Source organism: Wolbachia endosymbiont (group B) of Aricia artaxerxes (genome assembly GCF_964026975.1).
Taxonomy (GTDB): domain Bacteria; phylum Pseudomonadota; class Alphaproteobacteria; order Rickettsiales; family Anaplasmataceae; genus Wolbachia.
Map to the genome: position 1 here is coordinate 1,243,198 of NZ_OZ034718.1, position 20,622 is coordinate 1,263,819.

Here is a 20,622-nt window from a genome sequence, read left to right on the forward strand (position 1 = left end):
TAAACAGTTTTCAAAAATGAAAATTATACCTTAAAGCTGATTTTCATACAGTTCTTGCAAGCGATAGCACTCTCACTTCTCTGGCACCAGAGTTTAAAATTTCCTGAGAGCAAGACCTTGCGGTTGCGCCAGTTGTTACTACATCATCAACCAATATCACGATTTTGTTTTTGATAATTTCGCTGTTACTTACTTTAAAAGTATTTTTCAAATTTTTTTCACGCTGTTTAAGTGAAAGACCAGCTTGAGGTTTGGTGTGACGAATACGTTTTATTGCAAATGGTGTATAAGATAAATTAGATAACTTACTTAATTCCTTCGCGAGCAATGCTGCTTGATTATATTTACGTTTAAATAAGCGTATTTTATGTAGCGGTATGGGAACTATGACCTCTGCATTTTGAAACATGTCTTTGTTAGCTTTGTACATCCACTTTGCATAGACTTTCACATAATTTAAATTATCAAAAAATTTAAAATTTATAATCATATTTTTGCTATGTTCATCATAAGCAAAAACTGATCTTAATACTTTAAATGGTGAAGGGTTACTGATGCATTTACCACATGTATCAATGTTATCTGGAATTACTACACCACAAACATTACAGTAATGCTTAGTTAAAAAATTGATTTTTTTATTGCATTCACTACATAAATCATAACTTTTATCAATTATACGTTCACAACTTACGCATACGTTTGGAAATATGAGATCTGTAGCTTTTTTTAATAAGAGAAGATTCATGAATTAAATATGTTAGGTATACCTTTTAAAATGCTCCTCATAACCTAATTATTAAGAAATAGTCGATACTTGATCCAATAAATATGTTTTAAGATACTTGCCTGTAACGCTTTTTGGAGTCTGTGCAACTTTTTCTGGAGTTCCTACAGCAACCACTTCGCCACCTTTTACTCCACCCTCTGGACCAATATCTATTATGTAATCAGCAGTTTTTATAACATGTAAATTGTGCTCAATAACTATAACAGTATTTCCTAAATCAACTAGCCTATGGAGTATTTTCAGTAAATTATTTACATCTTCAAAATGTAACCCAGTTGTTGGCTCATCGAGAATATACAATGTTTTCCCGGTAAATCGCTTTGATAGTTCCTTAGACAGCTTTATTCGTTGTGCTTCACCCCCGGACAACGTTGTTGACGACTGTCCAAGCGTTATATAGCCAAGCCCTACTTCCTGTAAAGAAATCAACTTTTCCTTTATCATTGGAAGATTTTCAAAAAAGTCACATGCTTGATCTATTGTCATATCAAGCACATCAGAAATTGATTTTCCGTTGTAAGTAACTTCCAATGTTTCTCGGTTATACCTCTGTCCTCTACATTGCTCACATTTCACATAAACATCCGGTAGGAAATGCATCTCGATCTTTAAATGCCCATCACCTTTACAAGCTTCACATCTTCCTCCCCTGGTATTAAATGAAAATCGGCCTATATTGTAACCTCGTGCCTTCGACTCTGGGAGACCTGCAAACCAATTTCTGATGTGAGTAAACATACCAACATATGTTGCTGGATTTGATGCTGGGGTCCTACCAATTGGCGATTGATCAACTTCTATAATTTTATCTATATACTCAAGGCCTTCTATTTTGTCGCATTGACCATGCCTTGCAGATGAATGATTTATCTTGTGTGCTGAGTATTTATATAATGTTTCTATCACTAAACTTGATTTCCCTCCTCCTGATATTCCAGTAACACAAATAAAATTCCCTATAGGAAATTCAACATTTATATTTTTTAAGTTGTTCTCACAAGCATTAACTACCTTTATGAACTGAGTCGTTTGCTTTCTTCTTTTTGAAATTGAAATTTCCTTCTTTCCACTTAAATACTGTCCTGTTATGCTCTCTGAATTTTTTTGTAACTGATCTGGTGTTCCTTCTGCAACAACTTTTCCTCCGTTTACACCAGCTCCAGGACCAATATCAATCACATAATCAGCAGCCATTATTGTGTCTTCATCATGTTCAACAACAATCACAGTATTACCCATGTCTCTCAGATTTTTAAGTGTGGCAATTAATCGATCATTATCACATTGATGAAGGCCAATTGAGGGTTCGTCAAGCACGTATAGCACTCCTGTTAAACCAGAGCCAATTTGCGAAGCAAGCCTGATCCTCTGGCTTTCACCACCAGAGAGAGTGCTAGATTCACGGTCAAGTGTAAGGTAATTTAGCCCTACATTCTTTAAAAATGTCAGCCTTTTGATTATTTCGTTTAATATTTTATTTGAAATTTGCTTATGTTGTTCTGTGAGCTTGTCTGGCAAATTTTCAAACCAATCAAGGGATTCATCGACGCTGAGCCCTGATATTTCACCTATGTGTTTTTCATCAATTTTCACTGTAAGTGCTTCTTTTCTCAATCTATAGCCAGCACATTCTTTGCAGTCAGTAACAGAACAATACCTATCAATAAGTGATGCATCGTAATCCATCTGGCGTTCTAGGATACTGACCAAACCTTGAAATTTCATTTCTCTAGAGCCAAAAAGTATTAAATCCTTCACTTTTTGGTCTATATTCTTCCACGGAACATCAAGACTAAATTTGCAATTTTCAGCCAGTGACAGAATTGCATTTTTTAGCAATCCATAGTTTGTATGCACTTGACGGAATATTGATCCAATTGGCTTTAAAGCACCTTCAGATATCGAGAGCGTTTCATCTGGCACTATTAGCTTTGCATCAACACTTAGCTTTTTACCGAGCCCATTGCATGAACTGCATGCACCGTAGGGGCTGTTAAAAGAAAACAATCTTGGCTCTATTTCTTCAAGAGTAAAGCCAGACTCAGGACATGCAAAATTCTCTGAGAAAGTTAAAGTTTGACCATTTTTATACTCGGAATTGTGGTTATCAGGTAAGTTAACTATTTCTGCATACATTAAGCCATGGGCAAGTCTCAATGCTGATTCTATACTGCTTGGTAGTCGATTTCCTATATCATCTGATATGGACACTCTATCTGCAATCACAAAAATATCATGTTTCTTGTTTTTATCGAGCTTAGGCAAGTCATCTATATCACATATTTCACCGTTTATTTTTAGTCTTACGTAACCCTGCTTTTTAATTTCCAGTATCTCTTTTAGATGCTCTCCCTTTCTACCACGTACAATAGGAGCAATTATATATACTTTAGTTTCTAAAGGTAATGCTGTAATAGTATCTACAATTTGAGATACAGTCTGTTTCGTTATTGGCAATCCAGTTGCGGGTGAGTAAGGAATGCCTATTCGCGCATATATTAAGCGTAGATAGTCATAAATTTCAGTAACGGTTCCAACAGTTGATCTTGGATTTTTTGAGATCGATTTTTGGTTAATTGATATTGCAGGAGAGAGGCCTGTGATCGATTCAACGTCAGGTTTATCTTGAATATTAAGAAATTGACGTGCATAAGCCGATAGACTTTCGACGTATCGGCGTTGGCCTTCTGCATAAATCGTATCGAATGCGAGGCTAGACTTACCAGAACCACTTAGTCCAGTTATAACAACTAACTTATTTTTTGGTATATTGACATCAATACCCTGCAAATTATGCTCTCTTGCACCTTTAACTCTGATCATACTTCATGTACCTTTGACCATTACAGCCTCAAAATACATAAACTTACAACAACTTTCTACTAATTTTTTCAACTATTACGGAAAACGAAGTAGCACAACTAGTGCAAAACATTTTGCCATACAACTATATAAACATCTGTTTTCGCCAAGTGAGTTCGTACAACAAATGGTGTCATAAAAGTATGTTTTCTACAATCTCATCAAAAACATGCTTACCAATTTTTGGAAACAGGAAATTTTATTTTATATAAAATATAGAATTTTGATAAATTTAACTTTTTTGTGAGATTATGCAGTGATAAAAATAAATTGAGAGGGAAAGGTTGTGGCAATAGAGAAGGAGAAGTTTTTTGAAATAATAAATGAGGTAAGTGAAAGTAGCGATTTGGATGAAGATAATTTACTTGAAAGAATAAAGAATGAGTTAAAAGGAAAAGATGCAGGAGAGTACAACAAGTTTAGTAAAAATTTTAGTAAAGAACATCAATTTAGTATAAAATTTTCAGAAGAAGCTGCAGAAGATTGGACGTTGTTACATCTTGCTGCAGCATGCAACAATCTTTTGATAGCGGAATTTCTAATGAAAAAGAAAGCAAGTGTTAGCGCTCGAGTAAAAGATGGTTCTAAAAATGATGGGCTAACTGCTTTGCATATTGCTGCTTCTTGTGGACATGAAAGCATGGTAAAACAACTACTAAGTGATGATCGAGTTAATCCTTCATTAAAAAGCAAAAATAAGACTCCAAGGGAGGTGGTTGGTAATATAGAAAATAAAGAAGCTATAGTAAAAATGTTAAAGGAAGCAGAACAAAATTTTTGTACAAAGCATGAGAAAAAAACTGCTGCACCAGCAGATGTTATAAATTCTGTGAAACAATATGATACCATACGTAGTGGTGCACAGGCTCCTGTTACGTGCGAAAGTAGTGACAGTTTAGTAAGTGAGCAAGACTTACGTGTTAGTGTTAAGAATATGGTAGAAAAATTTGAGTCACCGCAAAGAAAAAGTGCTACATGTAGTGGTAAACAGACTCCTATTGACGAAAGTGTTAGTAGTGATGACAGCGGTCTAGAACTTGAAACTACATTTAATACCTCTTCCTGCTCCGAAATAAATCACGACGAGGCAGTTGATAATCAAACTTTAGAAAGTTTGCCATCTCAAATTCAGTTGCGAGATAGCCAAATCCAGAAATTACAAGAGGCAGATGAGGAATTAAAACGGGTAAAGAATTGCATGGGTGGACATGAGAATAGGTTAGAAGTACTTGATAAACTCAGTGAAGAGAATCAATCACTAAAACAACAAATACAAGATCTAAAAAGTAAAAATACAACACTTAATAGTGAATTAAGCAAAACCAAAGCAAATAAAGTATTACTAGAAAAAACAGAAAAAAGACAACTGTCTTTCTTAAAAATTGCTTCTGTAAACTTTACAATCATGTTGACAGTAGGTGTTGCCTTTAGTATAGCCTTCCAATTACCAATTCTATTGATGATTGCAACTTCTGTGATGTCTTCATTGATAGTCGGTGGAGTTACATACGCACTATCACCGCAACCTACTGAATTAAAAGAAGTAAGTATTCAATGCTCAGTGCAACATGATGCTTGTAAAACTTAACTTGTGCGCTTCCTGGTAATTTTGATATAGTTATTTCAGTTGAAATCTACAGGTTTACAAATGGCAATCTTAAGTGTAAGAGAAGCTTTATGCACAGCGATCAGAGAAGAAATGCAAAATGACCCTGATATATTTATCATGGGTGAAGAAGTTGCAGAGTATGATGGTGCTTATAAAGTAACGAAAGGATTACTGAAAGAGTTTGGAGAAAATAGGGTAGTTGATACACCCATTACTGAACATGGATTTGCTGGTCTTGCTGTTGGAGCAGCATTTGCTGGACTGAGGCCAATAGTCGAGTTTATGACTTTTAATTTTTCTATGCAGGCTATCGACCAAATTGTGAATTCCGCAACAAAAACAAATTATATGTCGGGTGGACAACTTGGATGCCCTATAGTATTTCGTGGACCAAATGGAGCTGCAGCAAGAGTTGCTGCACAACATTCTCAGTGCTTTGCATCTTGGTATTCGCATGTTCCAGGGTTGAAAGTAATAGCACCTTACTTTGCCTCCGATTGCAGAGGTCTGCTTAAAGCTGCAATTCGTGACCCTAATCCGGTAATATTTCTAGAAAACGAGATCGCTTATGGACATGAGCATGAAGTTCCTGACTCTGAGCTATCAAATAAAGATTATCTACTTGAGATAGGCAAAGCTGCTGTTATACGGGAAGGAAAGGATGTAACTATCACTGCTTTTTCATTGAAACTAATGGATGCGTTAAATGCAGCAGATTTACTCTCTAGTGAAGGAATAGAAGCTGAAGTTATCGACCTCAGAACCTTAAGACCACTTGACACTGAAACAGTTATTAACTCTATTAAGAAGACCAATAGATTAGTAAGCATAGAAGAGGGTTGGCCATTTGCAGGAATAGGAGCAGAACTCTCAGCCATGGTTATGGAACAAGGATTTGACTACCTTGACGCTCCGGTTGTACGGGTAACCGGCAAGGATGTCCCCTTACCTTATGCTGCAAACCTAGAAAAGAAAGCATTACCACAAGTGGAAGATATAGTTGAAGCTGTGCACCAAGTCTGCTTTAGAAAGAAATAGTCCTATTGACTCTTTTTTTTATCTCCCGTTCCACATTCTTCCATAAAAGAGGCATTTGTAGAGTTTATACCACCCATTACTTTTATGACAATAGTTTTAGCGCCAAAAAACACAGCGCAAAATACACCGAGGGCGAAAAGAGCAGGCCACGGCATTCTACCAAATATTGCAAGTAAAGCTGCTCCTATTATCACTACGGTCATAAGCGGTCCACCTATTCCCCAAACGTAGCCAATAATATTACATATTACTTGAGCAGTTGTATCGTCATTAGAGTTAGCAGCACTTCCAACATGAGAAAAAGAAATAAATAATACTATAAGTAGAATACAAAAAACCTTTCTAATTGTAGGGTTCATCCCTATACCTTAAGTTTAAATACTATAATTATATCTAAAATAGTATAATTTTTAGTAAAACTAGCATTGTGATTTATACAATATTGCATAGCAAATGATGTCTATTGGTTATCAATCACTGTCAATTACTTGAGAGCTTATTTCGACTTTCGAAAAAGAGCAATAACACCCATGAGTAAAATTTCACATTACCACTTTTATGTGTTATGATAAGCTTAAATTTATAAAGAAAATAAAATTGAAAGAATTGAGAGAGAACCGGATAGCAAGAACGAGAAAGTTTTTATCTTCACTGTTTTTTTTGCTACTAATTGCGCTATCAATACGTAGTTTTTTATTTGAGCCATTTCATATTCCTTCTGGTTCAATGAAAAGCACTCTACTTGAGGGAGATTATATTTTTACTAGTAAATATTCATATGGTTATAGTAAACACTCTTTTCCATTTTCTCCAAACATCTTTAGCGGTAGAATCTTTTATACCCCTCCGGAGCGTGGTGATATAATAGTTTTCAAGCCTACAAGAAATGACAGCATTAGATTTGTTAAGCGGGTAATAGGAATACCGGGCGATAAAGTGCAAATGATAGAGGGGAAATTATATTTAAATGATCAGAAAGTAAAGCGAAGACAAATTGAAAATTTTTTTGATTATGAGTCAAAGCGTAATATAGCAAGATACATCGAAACACTCCCGAGCGGCAAGGAGCATGAAATTCTAATAGATAATCTTTCTAATAAGTTATCATACAATACTCCAGTTTATTATGTGCCTGATGATCAATTTTTTGTTATGGGAGACAATAGAAATAATTCTTTTGATAGCAGGTTTTCTGAAATTGGGTTAATACCAACTGAAAATATAGTTGGACGCGTAAGCATGGTTGGTTTATCGTTTAAATTAGGCAAAGTTGATTGGTTGCCGTTTGATTTTAGGTTACCTATTGCTCTGAGATTTGACAGGGTACTTCACAAAGTTGTATGAACTCTATCTGTCTGCTGATTCGCATAATTCTAAAGCAGAGTTTTCTAACTCAGAGATAGCATTATTAATGTTGTCTAAGTCATTTTCCTGTAAAGCGTCTTTTGCGTTCTGTAGTAAAATTTTTAACTTTTGCTCAGTGGAAACATTTTCAACTAGATGTATGAGCTTGTTACCGTTAATTTTAGCCTCTGCAAGGGAACGAGCCTTCATGTCTTCATCAAAGTTACTTACTGACTGATTGACCATATCTTGAATATCTTCTTCATTTAAGCCAGAGCTTGAATTTATTTTAACTGTCTGTTCGACTCCAGTAGTTTTTTCTCTTGCAGTGACAGTCAATATTCCATCAATGCTAACTGTAAATCCTATTTCAACTTTTGCAGAACCTGCAGGCAATTGTGGTATACCTTTGAGTTCAAATAGTGCTAGAGATTTATTATCTTTTATCATTTCACGTTCTCCTTGACAAACGTGAATTTTCATTGCTGTTTGCCCGTTAGCGTAAGTTGTAAACTCTTTTATTTCTGAAACTGGTAGTGGTGTATTTCTTGGTATAATTTTTTCAACTATTCCCCCCATAGTTTCTATGCCAAGTGATAAAGGCAGCACATCAAGGAGAATATTCCTATCTTTTGAGTTTGAAGTTAAATAATGAGCCTGCAAAGCTGCCCCATTGGCAACTGCTTTGTCCGGATCCACATCATTCAGCACTTTATTGCCAAAGAGTTTGATTAGTGAATTTTGCACTAATGGCACTCTAGTTGCGCCACCAACTAAAATTACCCCTTTTATATCATCGATTTTAAGATCTATGTTGCTTATAGTACGAGTAACTATATTCATAGTCTTATTAACCAAAGGACTGATTGCTTGCTCGAATTCTTCTTTGGTAATTTTGCACTTAAATAATTCACCATTGATGCTGAATTCAAAAGTGCCAGAGGTATCTTCACTTAGGTACTCTTTTATAGCACGTATATTGCAGATACCAGTTTTAGTGTATGAATGTTGTAATTTGTAGGTAGTTGTATCAGATGGTGCAGTGCTTGACACTGGAATCCAGTTCTTATTATATAACTTTCTGGTGTGTTCACTTGCAATCAAACTTTCTGGATCCCAGTGTCGGAGCACTGGGATGACACTAGAGCATTTTTTATTTAAACCTACCTGTTCTCTATACTTTTCAAGCACGATTAAACTAAGTAGATGATCAAAATCATCACCACCAAGTTTAGTATCACCACCAACTGCAAGAACTTGAAACACTCCTTGATGTAATTTTAATATTGAAATGTCAAATGTTCCACCACCGAGGTCATAAACTGCATATATGCCACTGTTATTGTTCTTTTCAATGGAGTAAGAAAGTGCTGCAGCGGTTGGTTCATTAATGAGGCGAAGAACATCTATGCCAGCTAATTTTGCTGCATATTTGGTTGCGTTACGTGCTGAATCATCAAAATAAGCTGGTACAGTAATCACTGCTTTGTTAACTTTCATCCCTGTGAATTTTTTTACCCTCTTGCATAGAGTTTTTAGTATCTCAGCAGAGATCTCAATAGGAGTGAGATACTTTTCTTCTGAGCATTTTACCCTAATAACTTTTTCACTTTCGTTATCTATTTCACAATTGATACCTTCTTTATGCAAGTCTTTAACACTTTTACCCATTAAGCGTTTTATAGAGCAGATAGCGTTTTCGCCAACATCGTAGCCTACTTTTAGTACATCCTTTTCATATGAAATGACAGAAGGTAATAGTTCACGACCTTGCTCATCTTTAAATATTTCTACATTGCCAGCTTTATTTACCATGGCAATTAAAGAGTTAGTAGTTCCAAGATCTATACCAAAAACTACCTCATTTAAACTTGGTTCAGAAATTTGAACTGGCCGCATTTTCCTTTATCTCCTCAAATGACTTATATAAATATCTCAATCTAAAAACTTGCGTAGCAGCTTCATCAAAATTTTTTGTAGCAAAAGCATTAATTAGGTTTTTAGTACAATCTTTTACCTTTTCATCAATCATCCTACTTGCAAATTGTAAATCATCGCAGTCTAGAAAGTATTCTCTTATTTCCATTGATTCATTTAATATTTCAGGATCAAGATGCTCTTTTTTGCTTTTTACGTCAAAAAGATCCAACAAATGTTCGGCACGCTTTAGCGGTGACTTCAGTACCTGATAAGCTTTGTTGATATTTTCCATACTTTTGGACTCTCTTTCATTTATATCAGTTTTGCTTAGCTCAATATATTTTTTCTCCAGCTCATCAAAGCTGATGTTAAAAGCCGGTTCAATTCCAAATAATGTGAAATGGTTGCTAGACATGAAAACTCTCTCCACAACCACATTTTCCTTTCTCATTAGGATTTTTGAAAATAAAACCTGATGAGAATTTTTCCTCTACATAATCCATTTCAGAGCCAAGGATAAACATGATAGATTTTGGATCGATCAGCACCTTGACTTTTTGATCATCACTGCAGCTTTCTTCAATTACCGACTCCAAAGGACGAACATCATATGCATACTCAATATCATATTTTAAACCAGAGCATCCTTTTTGCTTAATTAGAACTCTTATTCCTATTGCTTCTTCAAGGTTAGCATGCTTCTTTTTGTCCAATAAAAACCTTACCCTCTCTACTGCATTTGCAGTTAGAGTGATAGGTTTTTTAACAGAATTTACTCCTTGAAATTCACTCATATTCCTCAATGTTTTTGTTTATTTTGATAATCATGAATAGCAGCTTTTATAGCATCCTCAGCAAGTACTGAACAGTGTATCTTTACTGGCGGCAAAGACAATTCTTCCACTATTTGAGTATTCTTTATCTTTGTTACATTCTCAATAGTTTTTCCTTTGATCATTTCTGTAAGCAAAGAACTTGAAGCTATAGCAGAACCACAACCAAAAGTTTTAAATTTTGCGTCTTCAATAACACCTTTATCGTTGACCTTTATTTGCAGTTTCATTACATCTCCGCATGATGGTGCACCAACTAAACCAGTACCAACATTTGGATCATTTTTATCCAGAGAACCAACATTCCTTGGATTTTCGTAATGATCTAAAATTTTCTCATTATAACTCATAGATTACCCGTAAACCATTACTTACATTATAACATATTTAGGTTAAAAACTAAAGTAAAATACACTAGCAAGCAGTACATTTTACTCACAAAATATATAGGTTACGAGTGTATTTACTTTACAAATACATATAGTGCATGTCATTCTTTATATGGTAATTTTGAAAGGAGTATTTCTTGAGTTTATTCAGTAATCTTTATCAAGGACTATTAAAAACCTCCTCCCGTTTTAGTGATGGAGTAAAAAATATTTTTTCTGGCAAAAAAAAATTAGATCAGTCGCTTTTAGATGATCTGGAAGAGCTGCTGATTAGCATGGATATAGGTCATAAAACTTCTAGATTGCTTATTGATAAGCTCGCAAGTATCAAATTTGAATCAGAAGTTGAACATAACATTATCACACAGCAGTTAATGAGCGAAATAGAAACAATATTAAACCCTGTTGTGCAGCCGCTCATTTTGAATAAAAAACCACACATAATAATGGTGTGCGGAGTGAATGGTAATGGAAAAACTACAACTATAGGTAAACTTGCCTATAAATATAAGGAAAAAGGAAAATCCGTTATGCTTGTTGCGTGCGACACATTCAGAGCTGCTGCGAGTGAGCAATTAAATATTTGGGCAGAACGTTCTGATTGCTCTATTGTTACTGGAGAACACGGTAGCGATTCTGCAAGTGTGGCATATAGAGCTGTAAATCAAGCGATAAAAGATAGCGTTGATGTTGTTTTAATTGATACAGCAGGAAGGCTACAAAACAATGTAAATCTCATGCAAGAGCTGTCAAAAATACATAGAACGATAAAGAAATTGGATGATACTGCTCCTCATGATGTTATTTTGGTTCTTGATGCAACTACTGGCCAAAATGCTTATAGCCAATTAGAGGCCTTTAGTAAAATGGTTGGTGTTACCGGGTTAATTGTAACAAAGCTAGATGGTACTGCCAAAGGTGGAGTAGTGATTGGGCTTGCAGAAGCTTATAAGGTGAAATTACACGCTATAGGAATTGGTGAAAGTATAGAAGACCTGAGGGAATTTACTGGCAAAGAGTTTGCTGAAGCGCTGTTTAAATGTGATTGAAGATCTCTTTAATTTTCTCATATGACCAAGCTTAATTATCATGAGAAGCCGTTTTTAGATGGTCTCATTCCAGCATGTGACGCTGGTTGCAAGTGATTATTGGGTTGGGTGAGCCGTTAACGTATAAAAATTACTTCCGCATATTTTCAATCTCATTATAATTACAAATAGAGATATTTTAAGAGCTCAAAATCTATCTTTAGTCTGCAGACTTTTTAATCAAACTTATTAAAAAATGTATTCTTCAGTGTATATCTGTCGTATGTGCACTGCATTTTTTTTCTAACTCTTTTTTACACAGGAGGATTTTATGTCCAGAATGGCTTTGTTGCATAGCTAGTGTTGGTTGAGGTTATTGTAAGAAGAAAAGCTTTTTAATATATGGCTACTAACGAATTTTGTTGTAAAATAGGCATTTTTCAAACAAGTACAACTTATGCCACAAAAAATGAGAGTAAGTAACCAAAGAGAATATAACGAGTTTCTCAAAAAAAGAGGAAATGTTTTTCATTTTGTTAATCAAGCCATAGAAAATTGGTATGAAAATAGTCCAAAAGTTGCAGGTGGCAATAACACTTATAGTGATAAAGTTGTAATTTTAATACACATAATAGTTCATCTTTTTAGAATTGGCTTGAGACAAGCTGTAGGTTTTGTAAAAGGTTATATGGTACAAATAGGCAAAAAACTTAAGATTATCAGCTATACACAAGCTTCCAGAAGATTTAAAAAGCTTAATTTGAAGATTGATGACCATAGAAGCAATAAAGATGATCTGGAAAATGTTGAAATTGCCGTAGATAGCACTAGAGTTAGTATCTACAATAATAACGGTGGGCATAGTAAGCTTAATATTCGAAAAAGAAAATACAGTGGTTATGGTCAAGTAAGAAAATTACATGTTGTTTTAAACATAAATGATAAGAAAGCAATAAGCATGAACTACACTAGTGGTGTTGCTGTAGACTATTTGCCGGTCTGCGATATGTTAGAAGAAGTCAGTGATAAATATAACATTTGTTCTATTCGAGCAGATGCGGCTTATGATATAAAAAGTGTGTATAAAGAATGCAGAAAATACAATATTGTGCCTATTATTCGCCCTAGGAAGGATACTAAAATTTGTTTAGCTGACTACTTATCAGAAAGAAACAAGTATATTAGTAGAATTAGGTCATATGAGAATTATGAAGATGGTATTAATGAATGGAAGAAAAAAGTTAAGTATGGAGCACGGTCTTATATTGAAGTCTTTTTCTATAGGTTGAAGCAAATATTTGGGTTTGGCTTGAAAAATAAATCAGAGGTAAATCGTGAAAAAGAGCTGTTAATTAAGTGCTACTTATTGAACAAATTTACTGATATAGGTATGGCTGAATTTAAATTAGCTGCGTAAATTCACTGTGATTTACATGCCTATCAGTGCTATGCAACAAAGCCGTCCAGAATTCCAGATACTTGACCTTTACTTTAGCTAATAATGGGCGCCTATGGTTTTAGAAAGTGTAGGAAATAGAAACGTTTCTGTTTTTTGAGTAATTAAAAACCACTTCAGCTTGTCACTCATGCCTAAAAAGCAATTATATTAATGTAATATTGATACTTGTATACCAACATAAATATATTTTAAAAATTTAAGGAGTATATTATGACAATGTCTACCACAAATTAGTGAGAAATTAGCAGCTAGCGCAAAAAGTCTCTTTGATGAGAGCGAAAAATTATTGCTTATAGCAGAGGAAATATATAATCAAGATCCAATGAATTTTTAATTACAGTAAAAACAGTAAAAAAAGAAGCCAGTGTCACCTACTCAGATGACATTATGGAAGCTGGGATGACACCCTTCCCACAAGCAAAATGTTCATGCAGATAATATTTAATTGTGATTGAAGACCTCTTTTAACTCTTTTATATGACCAAGCTTAATTATCTCAATATCATGAGAAGAATAATTGCCATTTTTAGGCATAATCGCTTTTTTAAATCCTAACTTTTGTGCTTCCCTTAGTCTGAGATCAGCATGCGAAACATTTCTAATTTCTCCTGAAAGTGCAACTTCACCGCAGATTATTGAAGAAGTTAGTAGCGGTAAATTTACTAAACTTGAAATAAGGGAAGCAGCAACAGCAAGATCAGCTGATGGTTCCTGTATTTTGAGTCCTCCCGCAATGTTTAGGTATACTTCTTTATCATGCAAAAACATTTTACAACGAGCACTTAGAACCGCGATTATCATAGCTAATCTATTAATATCCCAACCAACTACTGCTCTTCTTGGAGTTGCCATATTAGTCCTTGCTATTAATGCTTGCACTTCCATTAAGATTGGTCTTGAGCCTTCAACTCCTGCAAATACGGCGCTGCCAACTACTTCTCTATCATGTACGGTCAAGAATAATGATGATGGATTATCAACAGGCATGAGTCCTGCTTCAGACATCTCAAAAACACCAATTTCATTTGCAGGGCCAAATCTATTTTTAATAGTGCGTAAAATGCGATATTGATTACTATTTTCACCCTCAAAATATAGTACTGTATCTACCATATGCTCCAGGGTTTTAGGTCCTGCTATTTGTCCATCTTTCGTTATATGGCCAACTATTAAGAGAGAAACACTATATTGCTTTGCAAGAACAGTCAATTCATGAGCGCAGGTACGGACTTGAGTTACAGTTCCTGGTGCTGATGTGACTTTGCTATCATACATAGTTTGTATAGAATCAATTATCAAGAACTTAATACTTTTATTTTTCCTTATTGTTGCTACTACATCAGTTAAAGATACTGTAGATAAAAGCTTAATTTTAGGTTCATTTATCTTAAGACGCTTTGCTCTGAGGCTCACTTGCTCTAAAGATTCCTCGCCAGATACATAAAGACATTCAAAAGAGGAAAGTTGTACAACATTAGCTGCAATCCTAAGCAAAAGAGTAGATTTGCCAATTCCAGGTTCACCACCAATTAAAATGCTAGCACCTTGAACGATACCTCCACCAAAAACTCTATCTAACTCTTCTATTCCTGTTAAAAAACGATCGGGGGTAATAATTTCACTATCTGATAACGCTTTTATTGAAATTGGTGCAGATGTACTTCTCGTTTCTGTTTTTAGTACTATTTCTTCGACAACCGTATCCCAACTGTCACATGCAATACACCTTCCTACCCACCTTCCAGTGCTATGACCGCAGAATTGACATACGTATGCAGTTTTCATAAAAGCCAAAATTATAATTCTAATAAAAATTAGCTAAATAAGTGAAATAAATTTAAATAGAGAAAATTACCAATCACACTTTTTATCTTGTGGTTTTATTTGCAATATTGCTACTAAGCTGACTAATAAGCAAAAAATTACATAAAGCCCAGCAGCAAAGTCTATTTTAGGAAACATTATAGTAAACCCAGTGCATATCATAGGAGTAAATCCACCATGCAGGGCATAAGAAATGTTACGTGATAAACTCACACCACTAAATCTAACATTAGTAGGAAAAAGCTCAGCAGTAACTATCCCTATAGGATTAATACCCCTCTCGATTATAGAAAGAGCCATAACACTCAACATGATTATAAGATAGCTTTTATAGTAATATGCAATAGATAACATAGGACAACATAATACCATTGTTATCACTATAAATAAGATTGCAGTGCGTTCTCTTCCTGTTTTATCAGCTAAAATTCCAAGCATTATTGAAGATATCGGCATTAATATACTGGTTATAATGAGTACAACTTCGTTGACATACGTTGTTACATAAGTTTCAACAGACACTATTTCTTTTGCAATTGTTCTAAGAAATATGGTAAATCCAACAGCAACATTAACAGGTACAGATATTAAAATGGCAAGTATCAGGGCTCTTTTATAGCGTTTTGTAAGCTCTATTATTGGTAAATTAGGTAAATTTCTTTGTTCTCGATTTTTTTCATACACTGGAGTTTCTCCTAGTGTATATATACTATATGCGCTTATTAATCCTAAAATGGCTGAAAAAATAAACGGCAGCCTCCAACCCCAAGCGTTAAAATCAGTGGTTTTTTTACAGATGATCACTGCAACCACAGAGAGCAATATGCCAATAGAGCGACCAAAACTTATTATTCCAAAAAACATTCCTAGTTTTTTCTTATTAGGTAAATGCTCTATGAGATAAACAGAGCTACCTCCTTGCTCAGCGCCAAGTGCAACCCCTTGTATCAGATGGATTGTAAGAAGCAACATAGTAGAGGTTATTCCTATTTTACTATAACTTGGAATAAACGCAACGAGACTAGAAGGAATCGATATTAGCAAGATAGCAATCGTTAACGCCATTCTCCTTCCATACCTATCACCAATGTGACCAAATACAGATGCACCAAGTGGTCTTACCATTGCACCCAGTCCTGCAATTCCAAACAATTGCAATATGCTGTAGTAGATATCTTTTGCATAACAAAATTCTCTACTAATTATATTAACCAGATCAATAAAGAGCATATGGTCATACCATATTGCGATTCTACAGAGTATTGTTGCAATCAATACTCTTGTTTGTTGATTGTACACTTAGTTTAATTTGTAAATGTCTACTTATTTTTATTTTGGCTGCTTTTTAGAACTTTGCAACTCAAGCGTATGGCTTATATGTAAATATTATTAAAATTGGAACTTGCATAACCAGCCAGTCTGGGATCAAATAAAAAAATCTGGTCATCCGCTGGAATGACATGGTGGAATGTGTCATTCCAGTACTCCTTTTCTTGTCATCCCAGTGCTCCGACACTGGGATGACACCTCTCTTAAATTACTTTAGCTACAAATATCAAGAAATTTACCAAGTAGAAAAAAGACAAAAGAAACCCCCTATTAGCTAGCTCTAATCCTGAAAATTGGCCTGTCTTAAACAGCCCGTTTCAGCTTATATGGTTAAAAAACTGGAAGTTTTGTAAAGAAATAAGATGCACATAGTGCAAAAAATTAAAAATAAGACGACAACTGCGTTATGCTTTTGTCGTTTAATCTGCACAGACGAAGATAAATAGTATAGCGTTATCCTTATGGTAAGGGAGTTGAAAAAATTTATAAAGCAGGTTCTTTCATTAGTTTTTTTGCGAACATCAAACAATTACTTAGAAAAATTGGAAAGACCATTAAAATATTTTTTTACTTTTTATTCTATATATTTCAACATATTACCTTTAAGTACTAATAATTATGGCATTATTAATAGTTGAGTCGCCAGCAAAGGCAAAGACGATAGGTAAATATTTGAGTAAAGAATTCAAAGTGGCTGCATCTTTTGGCCACGTCAGAGATCTGCCAGCGAAGAATGGTTCTGTTGATCCTGATAATGACTTTGCCATGAAGTATGAGATTATTGAAAAAGCAGAAAAGTATGTAAAAGAGTTAGTCAAGGAAGCTAGTAAAACATCAGATATATACCTTGCAACAGATCCAGACAGAGAAGGGGAAGCAATAGCTTGGAATGTGATAGAGGCACTAAAGGAAAGAAAAGCAATCAATGATGAAAGTAACATTCATAGAGTAGTCTTTAACGAAATAACAAAAAGAGCAGTGCAAGAAGCTATAAAAAATCCACGTGAAATTAATATGGACTTAGTGCGTGCACAGCAAGCACGCAGAGCTTTGGATTATCTAGTTGGATTTAGCTTGTCACCGCTGCTGTGGACAAAATTGTCGGGAAGCAAATCTGCAGGGCGAGTGCAGTCTGTTGCATTAAAGCTTATATGCGAACGAGAAGATGAAATTAGTAAATTTATAACACAGGAGTATTGGAGCATAAAGGCAGAAATGCAAAATAGCAAAGATGAGGCTTTTTTTGCTATGCTAAGCCACTATGACAATAAAAAGCTAGAAAAATTTGATATTAAGAATGAAGAAGAGGCAAAGAACTTAGTCAGGGAGATCGAGTCAAGGCAGTATGCTGTAAGCACAGTAGAACGCAAGCAAGTTAAGAGAAACCCGCTTCCTCCATTTATCACCTCAAGTCTTCAGCAAGATGCAGTGAATAAACTGTATTTTAATGTGAAAAATGTTATGCGAGTAGCGCAAAATTTATATGAAGGTATCAATATTGGTGGTGAAACCGTAGGGTTGATAACTTACATGCGTACAGATGGGTTTCATATTGCAGATGAGGCTATAAACTCAATCAGGGGATCAATTAAGTCATTATATGGTGATAAATATTTACCGCATTCTCCTCGTAAATATGTAAAAAAGGTCAAAAATGCTCAAGAAGCACATGAAGCAATCCGGCCAACTGATATTAATAGAACACCGGGTAGTATTAAGGATTACTTAACGCCAGAGCAATTTAAATTGTACGATTTAATCTGGAAAAGAACCATTGCAAGTCAAATGGAATCGGCGATTCTTGATCAAGTGGTAGTTGAAATTAGTTCTATTGACCAGAAAGTGATTCTGCGAGCAAGTGGATCAAGTATATTCTTTGATGGTTTTTATAAAGTCTATCAAGATAACATAGAAGCCGAAAATGAAGGTCTGCTACCTGCCATGAAGGAAGAGGAAGCGTGCAAGTTGATTTCTGTTGATCCGAAACAGCATTTTACTCAACCGCCACCTCGTTATAGTGAAGCGAGTATAGTAAAAAAAATGGAAGAAGTCGGTATAGGTCGCCCATCAACTTATGCAACAATTATTTCGGTATTACAAGATCGTGAATATGTTTCATTGGATAACAAAAGATTTATTCCAAGCAGCCGCGGTAAGATCGTGACTATATTTTTGGAAACTTTTTTTCAGCGTTGTGTAGAGTATGACTTTACAGCACAAATGGAAGAAAGGCTTGATTCAATCTCAAATGGACATGCAGATTGGAAAAAAGAACTAGGCTATTTTTGGGTGCCATTTTTTAATCATGTAAATTCTGTTAAGCAAATGACACATGATGAGATTTTTAGTGGTATTCATGATTTGGTAGTCAATTGGTTTTGCTCAGAGGAAGGAAAGGAAGAAATAGGTAAAAAATGTCCTAATTGCTCTGGTGGTATATTGAAATTAAATTTTGGAAAAGCCGGTGTGTTTCTTGGATGTTCTAACTATCCTGCATGCAATCATACAAAAGAAATTACGGGCAGTAATGACAATTCAGAATATCCAAAAAGTTTGGGTATAGATGATATGACAGGCCAAGAGGTAATGATCAAAAAAGGTCCTTTTGGACTTTATCTGGAGTTTAATAGTGAGTCAGAAAAGAAAAAAAAGATTTCTGTACCAAAAGATATAAATGTTAATGATATTGATCTAAATACCGCCACTCGATTACTTTCCCTGCCGAAAATAATCGGAGAGCACCCTGAAACTGGAAAAGAAGTAAAAATAGGTCTTGGACGATTTGGGTACTATATTCTCTATGATGGTCGATACTTTTCTCTTAAAAAAAGCTCTAAGGAGGTATTAGACACACAATTAAACGAAGCTATACAAATTATTGAGAGCAGCCCACGCAAAGAGCTAAAATCTCTTGGTTTTAATGAAAAGGGAAAAGAAGTTTTTATCTGCAACGGTAGGTACGGATTCTATATAAAATGCGGTAAAACAAACGTTGCGTTGGGCAAGAATGCAGATATTGAAAGTATAGATCTGAAGAAGGCTTTAGAGTTAATTAAGAATAAAAAGTAGACTTCTTGCATAACCATATGCTTTTTATTGTTGTTCCAGCGCTACACGCTGGAACTGAGAAAAAAAGAGCCTGAATTACAAGAAAGAAAATATTCAGATAACGAGAAAGTTGTCACCTGGTTAGCAGCTACAGTCGTGTGACGCAGACGTGCTACCAGGAAAATAGTCTCTATCAGAGTTAAGCTTTGCTTGCAAAATGAAAAGTAAGACCAGCTTCTATACCGTGTGTGTGAAACACTTGATTGCCTATACTGATACTTTCTTTGTGTAACTTCTGGTCCGATGGTTTTTGACTTTTATTCAATTCTAATATCTTTTTTCCATCTGGGTTTACCGGTTGCTTTGCTTTCATTTCTCCTAACACCTCTGCTTCAAAATCAACATTACTACCAAGAACACCAAAACCTCTATATCCGATGTGCATATTTACATCTTCGTTTATACGATAATCAAAGCCAGCTTTCAATTGACCTGCAGGTCTTATTGACGATTTTTCAAACATTGTCATTCTTGTTGCACCGACTCCAACCCCAACATAAGGAGAAAAAGATAAACTATCACTTTTCCAATAATGATAAACATTTGCCATTACAGATGCGTTTTCTACTTGGTCATGATTAATTACAGTTTTATACATATAAGTTTTTTTATTAGCACTCTCACTAACGTCTTTTAGATACGAAACAGTTACTTGATTACTTGATAAACCAATATTATCTACTTTTACAGAAGAGTACATCCCTTCCAATTCAGCTCTATAGCTATTATTGCCTAGTTCTCCTGTGTAACCAAACGTTACATTTGCAGCAAAAGGTGGGTTATAATCTCCTTTATACTTACTTATTAACTGACCTTCTGTTCTCTGAGCGTCTATGTCATTTATAGATACACGGTTATCATCTTTACATCTTTGCCTCCAATTTTTGCTTTCAACTTACCCAAGTTCAAATATTGACCGTAATATCCACCACCAAAGTAAAATCCTTCTGTTTCACTTGCAAAAGATTGTTGTGACAACAATAAAGCAAGTGCTGTAACTGCTAATGTTTTTTTACTCATCATGACTATTCCTCTAGTTAAAATAGCTAATCTAGTACTAATTAATTAAAAATGATTTAATATGAAAAA

Annotated in this window: 15 protein-coding genes and 1 pseudogene; 6 read left to right on the plus strand and 10 right to left on the minus strand. The window is 34.9% G+C overall.

Annotated elements, in window-relative coordinates; translation table 11 throughout:
- Positions 1 to 43 precede the first annotated feature (43 nt).
- Together AAGE00_RS05635 and uvrA are read right to left on the minus strand one after the other, a co-directional pair.
- Positions 44 to 748: a ComF family protein gene (locus tag AAGE00_RS05635; RefSeq protein WP_010405036.1), complete on the minus strand. Its 705-nt coding sequence runs from the start codon at positions 746 to 748 to the stop codon at positions 44 to 46.
- A 51-nt stretch (positions 749 to 799) separates the two neighbouring features.
- Positions 800 to 3,613: an excinuclease ABC subunit UvrA gene (gene uvrA / locus AAGE00_RS05640; protein ID WP_213863951.1), complete on the minus strand. Its 2,814-nt coding sequence runs from the start codon at positions 3,611 to 3,613 to the stop codon at positions 800 to 802.
- A 325-nt stretch (positions 3,614 to 3,938) separates the two neighbouring features.
- Here uvrA and AAGE00_RS05645 point away from each other — a divergent pair, with 325 nt between their 5' ends.
- Together AAGE00_RS05645 and AAGE00_RS05650 are read left to right on the plus strand one after the other, a co-directional pair.
- On the plus strand, positions 3,939 to 5,240 hold the full coding sequence (locus AAGE00_RS05645; protein ID WP_213863950.1) for an ankyrin repeat domain-containing protein: 1,302 nt from the start codon (positions 3,939 to 3,941) through the stop codon (positions 5,238 to 5,240).
- Between the two features lie 60 nt (positions 5,241 to 5,300).
- Positions 5,301 to 6,299, plus strand: coding sequence for a pyruvate dehydrogenase complex E1 component subunit beta (locus AAGE00_RS05650; protein ID WP_213863949.1), 999 nt, complete (start codon positions 5,301 to 5,303; stop codon positions 6,297 to 6,299).
- A gap of 2 nt (positions 6,300 to 6,301) precedes the next feature.
- Here AAGE00_RS05650 and AAGE00_RS05655 read toward each other — a convergent pair whose 3' ends face one another.
- Positions 6,302 to 6,658 (minus strand): TrbC/VirB2 family protein, encoded by a 357-nt coding sequence (locus AAGE00_RS05655; protein ID WP_007302624.1) that lies wholly within the window; start codon positions 6,656 to 6,658, stop codon positions 6,302 to 6,304.
- A 199-nt stretch (positions 6,659 to 6,857) separates the two neighbouring features.
- On the opposite strand from AAGE00_RS05655, the gene lepB reads away from it, so the two are divergent.
- Positions 6,858 to 7,643, plus strand: a complete 786-nt coding sequence (gene lepB, locus AAGE00_RS05660) for a signal peptidase I (protein ID WP_341815201.1) — start codon at positions 6,858 to 6,860, stop codon at positions 7,641 to 7,643.
- Between the two features lie 3 nt (positions 7,644 to 7,646).
- Here the strand turns inward: lepB and AAGE00_RS05665 are convergent, their stop codons facing one another.
- The 4 genes from AAGE00_RS05665 to iscU are packed head-to-tail and all read right to left on the minus strand — an operon-like array spanning position 7,647 to position 10,746.
- Positions 7,647 to 9,542, minus strand: a complete 1,896-nt coding sequence (locus tag AAGE00_RS05665) for an Hsp70 family protein (protein WP_341815202.1) — start codon at positions 9,540 to 9,542, stop codon at positions 7,647 to 7,649.
- A complete protein-coding gene (locus AAGE00_RS05670; RefSeq protein ID WP_007302621.1) occupies positions 9,520 to 9,978 on the minus strand; it encodes an iron-sulfur cluster co-chaperone HscB C-terminal domain-containing protein in 459 nt (152 codons plus the stop codon). Before AAGE00_RS05670 ends, AAGE00_RS05665 begins: the two co-directional genes overlap by 23 nt.
- A complete protein-coding gene (locus AAGE00_RS05675; RefSeq protein WP_006012614.1) occupies positions 9,971 to 10,357 on the minus strand; it encodes a HesB/IscA family protein in 387 nt (128 codons plus the stop codon). Before AAGE00_RS05675 ends, AAGE00_RS05670 begins: the two co-directional genes overlap by 8 nt.
- A 5-nt stretch (positions 10,358 to 10,362) precedes the next feature.
- Positions 10,363 to 10,746 (minus strand): Fe-S cluster assembly scaffold IscU, encoded by a 384-nt coding sequence (gene iscU, locus AAGE00_RS05680; protein ID WP_007302620.1) that lies wholly within the window; start codon positions 10,744 to 10,746, stop codon positions 10,363 to 10,365.
- 176 nt (positions 10,747 to 10,922) lie between these two features.
- Between iscU and ftsY the strand changes: the two genes are divergently transcribed.
- Both ftsY and AAGE00_RS05690 read left to right on the plus strand, forming a co-directional pair.
- Positions 10,923 to 11,834: a signal recognition particle-docking protein FtsY gene (gene ftsY / locus AAGE00_RS05685; RefSeq protein WP_019236959.1), complete on the plus strand. Its 912-nt coding sequence runs from the start codon at positions 10,923 to 10,925 to the stop codon at positions 11,832 to 11,834.
- 436 nt (positions 11,835 to 12,270) lie between these two features.
- Positions 12,271 to 13,230 (plus strand): IS5 family transposase, encoded by a 960-nt coding sequence (locus AAGE00_RS05690; RefSeq protein WP_341815149.1) that lies wholly within the window; start codon positions 12,271 to 12,273, stop codon positions 13,228 to 13,230.
- Positions 13,231 to 13,713: 483 nt separating this feature from the next.
- Here the strand turns inward: AAGE00_RS05690 and radA are convergent, their stop codons facing one another.
- On the minus strand, positions 13,714 to 15,057 hold the full coding sequence (radA, locus tag AAGE00_RS05695; RefSeq protein ID WP_019236958.1) for a DNA repair protein RadA: 1,344 nt from the start codon (positions 15,055 to 15,057) through the stop codon (positions 13,714 to 13,716).
- Between the two features lie 66 nt (positions 15,058 to 15,123).
- Positions 15,124 to 16,395 carry an MFS transporter gene (locus AAGE00_RS05700; protein ID WP_052264750.1) on the minus strand — a complete coding sequence of 424 codons (1,272 nt, stop codon included), beginning with the start codon at positions 16,393 to 16,395 and terminating at the stop codon, positions 15,124 to 15,126.
- A 648-nt stretch (positions 16,396 to 17,043) separates the two neighbouring features.
- On the opposite strand from AAGE00_RS05700, the gene topA reads away from it, so the two are divergent.
- Positions 17,044 to 19,494, plus strand: a complete 2,451-nt coding sequence (topA, locus tag AAGE00_RS05705; RefSeq protein ID WP_341815203.1) for a type I DNA topoisomerase — start codon at positions 17,044 to 17,046, stop codon at positions 19,492 to 19,494.
- 178 nt (positions 19,495 to 19,672) lie between these two features.
- On the opposite strand, the pseudogene AAGE00_RS05710 reads toward topA, so the two are convergent.
- A pseudogene (locus AAGE00_RS05710) lies at positions 19,673 to 20,556 on the minus strand (P44/Msp2 family outer membrane protein).
- Positions 20,557 to 20,622: the final 66 nt, after the last annotated feature.

What these genes read in the sequence shown, in the direction of transcription:
- AAGE00_RS05635 (WP_010405036.1), bottom strand. Translation starts at nt 748, where the DNA reads ATGAATCTTCTCTTATTAAAAAAAGCTACAGATCTCATATTTCCAAAC.
- uvrA (WP_213863951.1), bottom strand. Translation starts at nt 3,613, where the DNA reads ATGATCAGAGTTAAAGGTGCAAGAGAGCATAATTTGCAGGGTATTGAT.
- AAGE00_RS05650 (WP_213863949.1), top strand. Translation starts at nt 5,301, where the DNA reads ATGGCAATCTTAAGTGTAAGAGAAGCTTTATGCACAGCGATCAGAGAA.
- AAGE00_RS05655 (WP_007302624.1), bottom strand. Translation starts at nt 6,658, where the DNA reads ATGAACCCTACAATTAGAAAGGTTTTTTGTATTCTACTTATAGTATTA.
- lepB (WP_341815201.1), top strand. Translation starts at nt 6,858, where the DNA reads ATGTGTTATGATAAGCTTAAATTTATAAAGAAAATAAAATTGAAAGAA.
- AAGE00_RS05665 (WP_341815202.1), bottom strand. Translation starts at nt 9,542, where the DNA reads ATGCGGCCAGTTCAAATTTCTGAACCAAGTTTAAATGAGGTAGTTTTT.
- AAGE00_RS05670 (WP_007302621.1), bottom strand. Translation starts at nt 9,978, where the DNA reads ATGTCTAGCAACCATTTCACATTATTTGGAATTGAACCGGCTTTTAAC.
- AAGE00_RS05675 (WP_006012614.1), bottom strand. Translation starts at nt 10,357, where the DNA reads ATGAGTGAATTTCAAGGAGTAAATTCTGTTAAAAAACCTATCACTCTA.
- iscU (WP_007302620.1), bottom strand. Translation starts at nt 10,746, where the DNA reads ATGAGTTATAATGAGAAAATTTTAGATCATTACGAAAATCCAAGGAAT.
- AAGE00_RS05690 (WP_341815149.1), top strand. Translation starts at nt 12,271, where the DNA reads ATGCCACAAAAAATGAGAGTAAGTAACCAAAGAGAATATAACGAGTTT.
- radA (WP_019236958.1), bottom strand. Translation starts at nt 15,057, where the DNA reads ATGAAAACTGCATACGTATGTCAATTCTGCGGTCATAGCACTGGAAGG.
- topA (WP_341815203.1), top strand. Translation starts at nt 17,044, where the DNA reads ATGGCATTATTAATAGTTGAGTCGCCAGCAAAGGCAAAGACGATAGGT.